Origin of the sequence: Kutzneria sp. NPDC051319, from assembly GCF_040682195.1 — a bacterium.
Lineage (GTDB): Bacteria > Actinomycetota > Actinomycetes > Mycobacteriales > Pseudonocardiaceae > Kutzneria.
This window is the reverse complement of record NZ_JBFBAM010000004.1, coordinates 200,259-211,825: the sequence shown is the minus strand read 5'-3', so window position 1 is coordinate 211,825 and position 11,567 is coordinate 200,259. Positions and strand designations below refer to the sequence as shown.

Genomic DNA, 11,567 nt, shown 5'->3' with positions numbered 1-11,567 from the left:
GACACCGCTACCTCCAAGGACCCCGACAACGACTTCGATTGAACGGACAACTGGAAATGGATCATGCACGACCCCCGAGCACCCACGCAAGCGGGGCGGCGCGGCGGCCGATGGGCCGTGCACACGAATGGACGCTGGGCCGCACCGGGAATGCAAGCCCCTGGTCACGGCCGACACGGTTCGGCCATCACCGCCGACGCCTTTCCAAAAACCGAGACAACCTCACTCCTTCGAGTGGCTACGACAGGTCCACGGGAGTGCCGGCGCGGTAGACGGCGGAGACGGAGCGGACGGCCGTGAGGTCGGAGGTGGGATTACCGGACACGGCAAGCAGATCGGCGTCGTAGCCGGGGGCGATGCGGCCCTTGCGGGCGCCCAGACCGCAGGACTCGGCGGCCAGGCGGGTGACGGAGGTGAGGACCGCCGAGGGGGAAAGGGCGGAGAAGCGCTGGAATTCGGGGAGGCCGTGGGGAAGGCAGTGGTGCGGCTTGTACGCGATGATGCCGGCGTCGGAGGAGCAGACGACACGGGCGCCCTCGCGGAGCATCTGGGGGAGGAAAGCGCGGGCCTTGATGACATGGGGCGGGGTGGGCGGGGTGTCGTCGCCGAGCAGGCGGCCGGCGGTGACGCCGACGTAGGTGCCGGCGACGATGATCTCACGGATGGTGCCCCAGTCGGGGGTAGCGCCGTCGGGGGTGAGGAAGGTGGCGTGCTCGATGCCGTCCACACCGGCGCGAACGGCGTCGCGGATGCCGTCGCCGCCGTGGGCGTGGGCGGTCACGGGCAGCCCGACGGAGTGGGCGGCGTCGACGATGGCGCTGAGCTGGTCGAGGTCGTACTGGGACTGGTGCGGGGAGCTGCCGGCGGTGATGCCGCCGCCGGTGGCCATGACCTTGACGACGTCGACGCCACGGGCCAGCCGCTCGGCGACGGCGTCGATCAGGGCGTCACTGTCGGCCGGCACCTCGCCGCCGAGGAACCAGCAATGCCCGCCGGGCGTGGTGATCGGCGGTCCGGCGGCGAGGATCTCGGGCAGCAGCCCGGAAGTGCTCTCCCGGAGGTCGACGGCGAGGTAGTCCCGGTCCCCCAGATCGCGCACGGTGGTGATGCCGGCCCGCAAGGCCTTCACGGCATGCCGGCGCATCCGCTCCAGCAGGTCCTCGCGCGGCAAGGAGGTCATGTCCCCCACGGTGTCGCCGCCGGGCTCGAAGACGAGATGGGTGTGGGCGTCCACCAGACCCGGCATGAGCGTCACGTCGCCGAGGTCGACAACCTCAACGGCCGCATCGTCGAAGCCGACGATGCGGCCACCGTCGAGCACCACGGTCCGCGGACCGTGGTGCATGGTGTCGCCATCGAATAAGCGCGCGCAGCGAAGACCGATCACGCGGTGATCATGACACCACCGGCCCGATAGTCCGCCACGGCCTCCCGACGCGCGGAGGTGTCCCAGCCGAGCCGCGCGCCGACGAGGTCGGCCACCTGGTCCAGGCAGGCCTGGCCGCGTTCCGGGTACTCGAAGGCGATGCGGGTCCGCCGGCTGAGGACGTCGTCCAGGTCCTGCGCGCCCTCGTGGGTCACGGCATGCACGATCTCGGCCGCGATGTACGCCTCGGCGCCGGCCAGCGGGGCCGCAAGGGCGGGATCCTGCCGGATCAGCTCCACCACTTCGGTGACGGCCGAGCCGTAGCGGTTCAGCAGGTGCTCCACTGTGGACACCGAAAGGCCGTTGCGCGAGGCGAAGGCGATCCGGTCCGCCCACAGCTCGCGGTATCCGACCGCGCCGTGGATGGGCAGCCGTGCGGTGAGCGAAGGCGCAACGCCGCCGAGGCCGTGCACCGCGGCGTTGACGACGTCCGCCGCCATGACCCGGTAGGTCGTGTACTTCCCGCCGGCCACCACGAAATGCCCGGGCGAGGGCGAGGCGACGGCGTGCTCGCGGGACAGCTTGGCGGTCTCGCTGTTCTTTCCGGCCAGCAGCGGGCGAAGCCCGGCGTAGGTGCCGACGATGTCATCGACGGTCAGCGGCTCGCGCAGCACCTTGTTCACGTGCTGCAACAGATATTCGACGTCCTCATCCGTGACGGTCGGCCGGTCGGGCGCGTCCGAGTAGGGCGTGTCGGTCGTGCCGATGATCCAGTGCCGGCCCCACGGGATCACGAACAGCACGCTCTTCTCGGTGCGCATGATCAGCCCGGTCTCGAGCTCGATCCGCTCCCGGCGCACGACGATGTGCACGCCCTTGGACATCTGGACCCGGAAGCCGGGGTTGGCCTCGGTCCACACGCCGGTCGCGCCGATCACCCGACGCGCCCGGACACGAATCTCGTTGCCGGAAAGGCCGTCCCGGACGACAGCCCCCACGACACGGTCGTCGGAGCGCAGCAACTCCGTGACCTCGGCCCGATTCAGCACAGTCGCGCCGTGCTGGGCAGCGGTTCGGGCCACCATCATGGTGAAGCGGGCGTCGTCGACCTGCGCGTCGTAGTAGCGCACGGCCCCGGTGAGCGCATCCGGCCGCAGGCCCGGCGACATGGCCATGACCTTGGTGCGGGACAGGTGCTTGTGCATCGGGACCGAAGTGGCGCCGCCGATGGTGTCGTACAGCATCAGCCCGGCGCCGACATAGGGCCGTTCCCATCCCTTGTGCGTCAACGGGTACAGGAACGGCACCGGCTTCACCAGGTGCGGGGCGAGGCGCTTGAGCAGCAGACCCCGCTCCCGCAAAGCCTCGCGTACCAACGAGAACTCGAACTGCTCCAGGTAGCGCAGCCCACCGTGCACGAGCTTGCTCGACCGGCTGGAGGTTCCCGATGCCCAGTCCCGCGCCTCGACCAGCGCGACGGACAGGCCCCGCGAAGCGGCATCCAGGGCGGCGCCGACACCGACGATGCCACCGCCTATCACGAGCACGTCGAACTCGGTCTCGGCGAGAGTGCGCAGCGCCGCCTCGCGATAGCCGGCATCCAGCCTTGCGGACATCGGGAACTCCTTCTAGTCGATCATTCAGCGCACGTCGTCGTCGACCCAGTCGAACGACTTCGTGACCGCCTTGCGCCAGTTGCGGTAGACGCGTTCCCGCTCGGACGAGTCCAGCGCCGGCGTCCACCGCTTGTCCTCGGCCCAGTTGGCCCGCAGCTCGTCCTCGCCGCCCCAGTAGCCGACCGCGAGCCCGGCGGCGTAGGCCGCGCCGAGCGCCGTCGTCTCGGCGACCTTGGGCCGCACCACCGGAACGTCGAGGATGTCGGCCTGGAACTGCATGAGCAGCTCGTTGACGACCATGCCGCCGTCGACCTTCAGCTCGGTCAGGGCCACGCCGGAGTCGGCGTTCATGGCGTCGAGCACCTCCCGCGTCTGGAAAGCAGTAGCCTCCAGCACCGCGCGGGCCAGATGTCCCTTGCTGACGAAGCGGGTCAGGCCGACCAGCGCGCCGCGGGCGTCGGAACGCCAGTACGGGGCGAAAAGGCCCGAGAAGGCCGGCACGAAGTAGGCGCCGCCGTTGTCCTCGACGCTGCGGGCCAGGCCCTCGATCTCCGAGGCGGAGCCGATGATGCCGAGATTGTCCCGCAGCCACTGCACGAGCGAGCCGGTGACGGCGATCGAGCCCTCCAGCGCGTACACCGGGTCCTGCGAGCCGATCTTGTAGCAGACGGTGGTGAGCAGGCCGTTGCGGCTGGCCACCTTCTCGGTGCCGGTGTTGAGCAGCATGAAGTTGCCGGTGCCGTAGGTGTTCTTGGCCGTGCCGACGTCGAAGCAGGCCTGGCCGAAGGTGGCCGCCTGCTGGTCGCCCAGGATGCCGGTGATCGGCACGCCGTTGAGCACACCGACGCCGACCCCGTAGTGCTCGGAGGAGGAACGGATCTCCGGCAGCATCGACAGCGGAATGCCCATCTCCGCGGCGATCTCGGCGTCCCAGTTCAACGTGTCCAGGTCCATCAGCATGGTCCGGGACGCGTTGGTCACGTCGGTGACGTGCACGCCGCCGTTCGGGCCGCCGGTGAGGTTCCACAGCGTCCACGTGTCGGTGTTGCCGAACAGCAGGTCGCCGTTCTCGGCCTTGGCCCGGGCGCCCTCGACGTTGTCGAGGATCCAGCGCACCTTGGGGCCGGAGAAGTAGGTGGCCAGCGGCAGGCCGACCTTGGCCTTGTACCGGTCGGCCCCGCCGCCCAACGCGCCGAGTGAGTCCACAATGGACTGCGTGCGGGTGTCCTGCCAGACGATGGCGTTGTAGACCGGCTCGCCGGTGTGCCGGTCCCAGACCACCGCGGTCTCGCGCTGGTTGGTGATGCCGACGGCGGCCAGGTCGCCGATGTTCAGGTCGGCCTTGGCCAGCGCCTGGCCGACGACGTAGCGGGTGTTGGCGGTGATCTCGACCGGGTTGTGCTCGACCCAGCCGGCCCGCGGCAGGATCTGCTCGTGTTCCTTCTGCCCCACCGAGACGATGGCGCCGGCGTGGTCGAACACGATCGCACGCGTGCTGGTCGTGCCCTGGTCGATGGCGAGAATGTGCTGTGCCATAACGGATGCCCTTCCGATCAGAACGCGACGTGGGAGACGAGACCGGCGATGACACCGCCGACGAGGGGGCCGACGACCGGCACCCAGGCGTAACCCCAGTCGGAGTTCTTGGGCTCCGTGGACCGGGGTTCTCCCTTGTAGCGCAAGGGAAGGATGGCGTGCGCGATGCGCGGCCCGAGATCACGGGCGGGGTTGATGGCGTAGCCGGTGGGGCCGCCGAGGGAGGCGCCGATGCCGACCACCAGCATGGACACGGCCAGCGGGCCCAGGCCCGAGGGCGTCTTGCCGAACGACAGCACCACGAAGACCAGCACGAACGTCCCGAGGATCTCGGTGACCAGGTTCCAGCCGAAGCTGCGGATCGCCGGGCCGGTGGAGAACACGGCCAGCTTCTTGCCCTCGTCGGGCTCCTCGTCGAAGTGCTTCTTGTACGCCAGGAAGCACAGGCAGGCGCCGATGAAGGCCCCGACCAGCTCCCCGGCCAGATAGACCAGGGTCGAACCCAGCGACACCGCGACACCGGGGGCGTACGTGCTCGCCCCACTGGTCAGGATGCCGATGGTGACGGCCGGGTTGAGATGCGCGCCCGACTTGAACGCGACGTACACGCCGGCCATCACGGCCAGGCCCCACCCGAAGTTGATCAGCAGCCAGCCGCCGTCGAAGCCCTTGGACTTCACCAGCAGCACGTTGGCCACCACACCGGCGCCGAGCAAGATCAGCAAACCGGTGCCGAGCACCTCGCTGAGGAACACCGCTCCTAGAGCCACCCACTTCTCCATTCATCGTTGAACGGCCACCCACCCCCAGTGAGTGAGGGGAACGTAAGCAGCGGTGATCCGACCCTCAACGGGCAGCGGTCGACAATGTCGAACGGTGACTCACACCACAGAGTGGTCATCCGATTACTATCCGACGATCTCGCGGCTGAATGCGTCCCCTACCGTGTCCCGTCGCACCTCCGGGCGTTCGACATTGCCGACAACGTGCTCGTTTGATTAGCTGACGCCGTGCCCGGCCCCATCCAGTCCATCGAGCGTGCCGCCGCCATGCTGCGGCTGCTGGCGCGCGGCTCCGGCCAGTACGGGCTGGCCGAGATCGCCGCCTCGCTGGGCCTGCCCAAGGGCACCGCGCACGGCATCCTGCGCACCCTGCAACGGGTCGAATTCGTCGAACAGGACCAGGAATCCGGCCGCTACCGCCTCGGCGCCGCACTGCTGCACCTGGGCACCAGTTATCTCGACGCGAACGAGCTGCGCTCACGCTCGCTGAACTGGGCCGACGCGCTGGCCGCACGCAGCGGCCAGGAGGTGCGGATCGGGGTGCACCACGACGGGGCGGTCCTCGTCGTGCACCACGTCTTCCGGCCGGACGACACCATGCAGACGCTGGGCGTGGGCGCGATGCTTCCGTTGCACGCCACCGCCTTCGGCAAGGTGCTGCTGGCCTACGACGCGTCGCTGAGCCGCGATCGCGAGCTCACCTCGTTGACCCGGCGCACGATCGTGTCGCCGCAGGCGTTGGAGCGGGTGCTGACCCAGGTGCGGGCCAGCGGCTGGGCCAGCGAGGCCGAGGAGTGCATGCCGGGCGAGGCCAGCATCGCCGCGCCGATCCGCGCGTTCGGCGGCCTGGTCGTCGGCGCGATCGGCGTTTCCGGTGCAGTGGACCGGATCTGCGATCCGGCCAGCCGGCCCAAGCCGAGCCTGGTGAGTCAGGTGGCCAGCGCGGCCGAGGCCGTGTCCCGGGCGTTGACCGACTGAGCGGGGATCATGGCGCAACGGTATGTGATGGCGATCGACCAGGGCACCACCTCCACCCGGTGCATCCTGTTCGACCAGAGCGCCCGGCTGGTCTCGGTCGTGCAGCGGGAACACCGCCAGTACCACCCGCGGCCGGGCTGGGTGGAGCAGGACGCCGTCGAGATCTGGCGCAACGTCGACCGGATCCTGCCGCAGACGCTGCGGGACGGCGGCGTGGGCGCGGACCAGGTGGTGGCGCTGGGCATCACCAACCAGCGCGAGACCGCCGTGGTGTGGGACCGAAACACCGGTGTGCCCGTCGGGCGGGCCATCGTGTGGGAGGACATCCGGACCGAGGAGCTGGTCGGCGAGCTAACCGCCCGCCCGGACAGCGCCGGCATTCGCGACCGCTGCGGTCTGCCGCTGGCCACGTACTTCTCCGCACCCAAGCTGAAATGGCTGCTGGACAACACTCCTGGACTGCGGGAGCGGGCCGCGCGCGGCGAGCTCCTGTTCGGCACCATCGACACCTGGCTGATCTGGAACCTCACCGGCGGCGTGAGCGGCGGCCTGCATGTCACCGATGTCACCAATGCCAGCCGCACCATGCTGATGAACATCACCACGCAGGCGTGGGACGACGAGCTACTGTCCTTTTTCGACATTCCCGCGTCCATGCTGCCGGAAATCCGCGCGTCCACGGAGATCCACGGCAAGACCACCCGCGTGGTTCCCGGCATCACGATCGCCGCCGCGCTCGGGGACCAGCACGCCGCCCTGTTCGGGCAGACGTGTTTCGCCAAGGGCGAGACCAAGTGCACCTACGGCACCGGCAGCTTCCTGTTGATGAACACCGGCGACACGCTCGTGAAGTCCGAGCACGGGTTGCTGACCACCATCGGCTATCAGCTCGGCGGCGAGCCCGCGACCTACGCCCTGGAGGGGTCGATCGCCGTCACGGGTTCGCTCGTGCAGTGGTTCCGGGACAAGCTCGGGTTGATCCAGAGCGCCCCGGAGATCGAGACGCTGGCCCGGACCGTGACCGACAACGGCGGCTGCTACATCGTGCCGGCGTTCTCGGGCCTCTTTGCGCCGCATTGGCACAGCGAGGCGCGGGGCATCATCGTCGGCCTCACTTCGTACATCTCCAAGGGACATCTGGCCCGCGCCGTGCTGGAAGCCACGGCGTGGCAGACGCGTGAGGTCGTCGATGCGATGGCCGCCGAGTTGGGTGTGTCGTCCAAGGCGCTGAAGGTGGACGGTGGCATGACCGCCGATCACCTGTTGATGCAGACCATTGCCGACGTGCTGGATGTTCCTGTGCTGCGGCCCATGGTGGCCGAGACCGTGTCGCTCGGCGCCGCCTACGCCGCCGGTCTGGCCGTCGGTTACTGGCCTGACCTGGAGGGCTTGCGCCGCAACTGGCATCTCGCGGCGCGCTGGACTCCACAGTGGAATGCCGACGACCGGGATGCCGAGTACGCCAACTGGAAGCGGGCCGTCGAACTTACGTTCGGATGGGCGAAGCCGAGGCGTCCGCGCTGACGCTAGGGTGGCCCCCAGGGGATTCGGGGGCAGCGGACGCCGTGGTGGCGTCACCCCGGACCGGGTGGGGTCAGATGTCGAAACGTGCTGTGCTGCTTGCGGTTCTGACGGCCGTGACCGCGATCGTGACGGTGGCCGCGCCGGCCGGCGCCACGACTCCGGCCACCAAGTTCACCGCCGTGACACCGCAGCGGGTGTTGGACACCCGGGACGGCACCGGGGTCGGCGTCGAGGGCGATCACCTGGTGTTGGACCTGTCCGGCTCGGTGCCGGCCGGGACGGCGGCGGTGGTGCTGAACCTCACCGGCGTCGAGGCGAACGTGGACAGCTTCGTGACGGTGTGGCCCGACGGGCAGCAGCGGCCGAGCACGTCGAACCTGAACGTGTCGCAGCGGCAGACCGCGGCCAACCTGACCACGGTCTCGTTGCCGGACAGCCGAAAGCTCGACATCGCCGTGCGCGGCGATCTCGGCGTGGTCGCCGATCTCCAGGGCTACTACGCCGGCAACGGCTCGGGCTATGTCGGGCATTCGCCCCAGCGGGTGATGGACACCCGCACCGGCCGCGGTCCCCTCGGCCCGCACGAGTCCACCGTGCTGGACCTGTCATCCGTGCTGCCGCCGACCGCGACCGCCGTCGTGTTCAACCTGACCGCCACCAACACCACCGCCCCGACCTTCGTCACCGCGTGGCCCGACGGCGTCGCCCAACCGGCCGCGAGCTCCTTGAACCTGGCCCCCGGCTGGACTCGGGCCAACCTGGTCACCGTCGCCGTGCCGCCCAGTCGCAAGGTCGACCTGTACAACCATCTCGGCTCCGTCGACCTCATCGCCGACGTGTCCGGCTTCTACGTCAGCGACGCCGGCGACTGGTTCTTTCCCGGCGTGCCGCAGCGGGTCATCGACACCCGGGACAGCCACCCCGTCGGCCCGGGCGGCGTGCTGGCCGTCGACGTCAGCCCGCAGACCGTGCTCAGCGCCGACGCCGTCGCCGTGAACATCACCGCCACCGACGCCACCGCCTCGACGTTTCTCACGGCGTGGCCGGGTGATTCCACCCGGCCCGACGCGTCGACGCTGAACCTGGGCGCCGGCGAGACGGTGCCGAACATGGCGATCGTGAGCCTGTGGCAGCGGTCGTTCGCGGTGTCCAACCTGGCCGGCTCGGTCGACGTGGTCGTCGACATCGCCGGCTACTTCTCGGCCGACCGGCCCTAGCGGATCTCCAACCGCCGCCAGCTCCACAGAAACACCAGCGCGGCAACGATCGATCCGGCCGAGGCCAACGACTGCGCGGACAGGTAGATGATCCACGTGTCGTCCCGCAGAGCACTGTCCAGGCCGTCACGGGCCACCAGCACGACGGTGAAGAACACGCCGAAGGCCAGGAAGAACACGCCGACAAGCGCGGTGAACGTGACGATGAGGACCCGGGGGATGCGGCGCTTGCCGTCGTGACGGGAGACCAGACCCCGCCGGGCGAGCCACCAGGAGGCGAGGCAGCCGAGGGCCAAGGCGATGGCGTCGGCGGCGAGGGTGTCGGAGAGGCGGTGCCACTTGGCGGTGACGGTGTAGGCGCCGACGCCGACGGCCCAGGACAGGACGAAGAACAGCGCGACCCCACGCCACCGGTAGGGCACGACGATCAGGGCGGCGAACAGCACGGTCATGGCGATGGTGGTGTGGCCGCTGGGCAGGCTGTTGTCGGCGTAGTGGCCGGTGAGGGAGACCAGAGGCGGCCGGGGCAGGACGTAGCGCTTGAGGCCCTGGGTAATGATCTGACCGGCGACGATGACGCCGACGGCGGCCAGCGCGAGCTCCCACCGGCGGCGCAGCAGGCCGATGGCGGCGATGAGGACCACGGCTACGGCCAGGGAGTACACGGTGATCTGGTCCAGGCCCTGGCTGGCGTTGCCAGCCTCGGTGGCGCCGACCTGGTCGGCGCCGCGCAGGGCGGCGTTCTCCAGCTCCTGACCGACGGGCGTGAGCACGGCGAGCACGTAGACGAGGACGGCGACGACGCCGCTGCCGATGGCCACGTGCAGCCAGCGACGGGCGGGCACGTCCTTGCGGTCCTGGGTCGAGGACTCCGACTGAAGCACAGGCGGCATGCTATCCACAGTGGACCGGGGGCGGTGACCTGCGGAAATCCGGCCAGCAACGTCCGATCAAGGCCCACTCTGCGCCAGTGACGCCCACACGGGAAGTGAACCCCTTTCACGATTACTGTGCGAAACGGTCTAAGGTGAGCCGCCGTGGAGATCACCCACTTGCGCTACTCGGTTCCCCCGACCGGGCTCACGGAGGTGTACCGGCCATGACCAACCGCCAGAAACGCACCGTGATCATCACTGCCGCGATCCTGGGGCTGTTCTGCCTCGGCATGGTGTTCTGGGCCGTCACCCGCTCGCCCGATCCGGTCGCGGAGCCGGTGCCGTACCCCACCACCTCGGCGGCCAGCGCGACCTCGACGACACCGAGCTCCACCACTGCGACCACGACGTCGGCGCCCCCGACGACGACCACGACAACGACCACCACCAAGGCGCCGGCCGCCCCGCCGAAGACCACGGCGAAGCCGCCGGCCGCTCCCCCACCCCCGGCGACCACGCACAATGCCCTCTGCCAAGCCGGCGAATGGCAGCGGGACACGGCCTACGACAGCGGGGCATTGGTCCAGCACAACGGATCCGAGTGGTACGCCCACTCGTGGAACTACAACGCGGAACCCGGCGCCAACGCCGAGAACGCGTGGATCCGCGCCATCCAGTGCTGACCGGCAGCCGGTCAACGCCACCGGCCTAGTCCGACAGCAAAGGCTGTTCCTGCAAGGCATTGAGCACGAGGTTGACGGCCGCCCGGCGGGGCGAACCCCGCCGCACGACCGCCGCGATGGTGCGGGTGACGGGAACGGCGAGCTCACGGGTGACGACGCGGTAGCGGGGATCGACGGCGAGACCGGGCAGCAGTGCGATGGACAGCCCGGCCTCGACGTGCTGCAGCGTCATGAGGTAGTTGCTGAACCGGCACACCACCCGCGGCTCGAAGCCGGACTCGCGGCACAGCCGCAAGGTCAGATTCGCCATGTACGACTGGGGAATGTCGAGCGCCCACGGCTCGGCGGCGTAGTCGGAGAGGACGGCGGGGCCGCGCGGGACGTTGCGGTCGGGCGAGGCGACGAGCACGACGGGATCGGCGGCCAGGGGCACGATGTCGAGGTCGGGGCCCAGCGGCAGCTCGACGAAGTCGGTGGTCGTGATGATCACGTCGGCGTCGCCGCCGCGCAGGGCGGGAATGGACTCGTGCGGCTCCAGCTCCAGCAGCTCGACGTCGAGCTGCGGATACCGCTGCACGGCCGGCACGGCGAGGGTGTGGATGGCGCTCTGGAAGGCCCCGAGCCGGACCAGGCCGGCCGGCTCGTCGTGCAGGCCGCGCAACTCGGCCTCGACGGTGTCCATGTGGTCGAGGATTGCCCGCGCCCGCCGGGCCAGCAGCTGGCCTGCGGGCGTGAGGCGAACCCGCCGGCCGGTGCGTTCCAGCAGCTGGGTGCGGGTTTCCGTCTCCAGCACGGCCAGCTGCTGGGACACGCTGGAGGCCGACAGGTTGGCGTCCAGGGCGACCGCGCGGATGGTGCCCAGGGTGTCGAGCCGGCTCAGCAGCCGCAGCCGCCACGGGTTCAGCATGCCGCCCATTGTGCGGCTCAGCCGTACAACCAAGCCGGAATTGTGAGCTGGACGTGTCGCTCGCACGGCTCCTACCGTCGAGG

10 protein-coding genes are annotated in these 11,567 nt (G+C 69.7%); 4 read left to right on the top strand and 6 right to left on the bottom strand.

Annotation, left to right across the window (positions count from 1 at the left end; genetic code table 11):
- Positions 1-238 precede the first annotated feature (238 nt).
- Genes AB0M73_RS05785 through AB0M73_RS05770 form a run of 4 tightly spaced genes read right to left on the bottom strand, consistent with a single transcriptional unit; the run spans position 239 to position 5,288 of the window.
- The gene (locus tag AB0M73_RS05785) at positions 239-1,345 is read right to left on the bottom strand and encodes an amidohydrolase family protein (protein ID WP_363887311.1); all 1,107 of its coding nucleotides are present in this window, start codon (positions 1,343-1,345) and stop codon (positions 239-241) included.
- A 38-nt stretch (positions 1,346-1,383) separates the two neighbouring features.
- Positions 1,384-2,982 (bottom strand): glycerol-3-phosphate dehydrogenase/oxidase, encoded by a 1,599-nt coding sequence (locus AB0M73_RS05780; RefSeq protein ID WP_052394978.1) that lies wholly within the window; start codon positions 2,980-2,982, stop codon positions 1,384-1,386.
- 24 nt (positions 2,983-3,006) lie between these two features.
- Positions 3,007-4,518, bottom strand: a complete 1,512-nt coding sequence (gene glpK / locus AB0M73_RS05775; RefSeq protein WP_363887308.1) for a glycerol kinase GlpK — start codon at positions 4,516-4,518, stop codon at positions 3,007-3,009.
- A gap of 17 nt (positions 4,519-4,535) precedes the next feature.
- On the bottom strand, positions 4,536-5,288 hold the full coding sequence (locus AB0M73_RS05770; RefSeq protein ID WP_043729925.1) for an MIP/aquaporin family protein: 753 nt from the start codon (positions 5,286-5,288) through the stop codon (positions 4,536-4,538).
- 240 nt (positions 5,289-5,528) lie between these two features.
- On the opposite strand from AB0M73_RS05770, the gene AB0M73_RS05765 reads away from it, so the two are divergent.
- The 3 genes from AB0M73_RS05765 (at position 5,529) to AB0M73_RS05755 (ending at position 9,019) form a co-directional block, all read left to right on the top strand.
- On the top strand, positions 5,529-6,278 hold the full coding sequence (locus AB0M73_RS05765; protein ID WP_043718668.1) for an IclR family transcriptional regulator: 750 nt from the start codon (positions 5,529-5,531) through the stop codon (positions 6,276-6,278).
- A 9-nt stretch (positions 6,279-6,287) separates the two neighbouring features.
- A complete protein-coding gene (gene glpK / locus AB0M73_RS05760; RefSeq protein WP_363887303.1) occupies positions 6,288-7,802 on the top strand; it encodes a glycerol kinase GlpK in 1,515 nt (504 codons plus the stop codon).
- Positions 7,803-7,876: 74 nt separating this feature from the next.
- On the top strand, positions 7,877-9,019 hold the full coding sequence (locus tag AB0M73_RS05755) for a hypothetical protein (protein ID WP_363887301.1): 1,143 nt from the start codon (positions 7,877-7,879) through the stop codon (positions 9,017-9,019).
- On the opposite strand, the gene AB0M73_RS05750 is transcribed toward AB0M73_RS05755, so the two are convergent.
- The gene (locus AB0M73_RS05750; RefSeq protein WP_363887298.1) at positions 9,016-9,912 is read right to left on the bottom strand and encodes a phosphatase PAP2 family protein; all 897 of its coding nucleotides are present in this window, start codon (positions 9,910-9,912) and stop codon (positions 9,016-9,018) included. The two genes, AB0M73_RS05755 and AB0M73_RS05750, sit on opposite strands and share 4 nt — an antisense overlap.
- 206 nt (positions 9,913-10,118) lie before the next feature.
- Here AB0M73_RS05750 and AB0M73_RS05745 point away from each other — a divergent pair, with 206 nt between their 5' ends.
- Positions 10,119-10,577, top strand: a complete 459-nt coding sequence (locus tag AB0M73_RS05745) for a hypothetical protein (RefSeq protein ID WP_363887296.1) — start codon at positions 10,119-10,121, stop codon at positions 10,575-10,577.
- A gap of 25 nt (positions 10,578-10,602) precedes the next feature.
- Here the strand turns inward: AB0M73_RS05745 and AB0M73_RS05740 are convergent, their stop codons facing one another.
- The gene (locus AB0M73_RS05740) at positions 10,603-11,484 is read right to left on the bottom strand and encodes a LysR substrate-binding domain-containing protein (RefSeq protein WP_363887295.1); all 882 of its coding nucleotides are present in this window, start codon (positions 11,482-11,484) and stop codon (positions 10,603-10,605) included.
- Positions 11,485-11,567 lie beyond the last annotated feature (83 nt).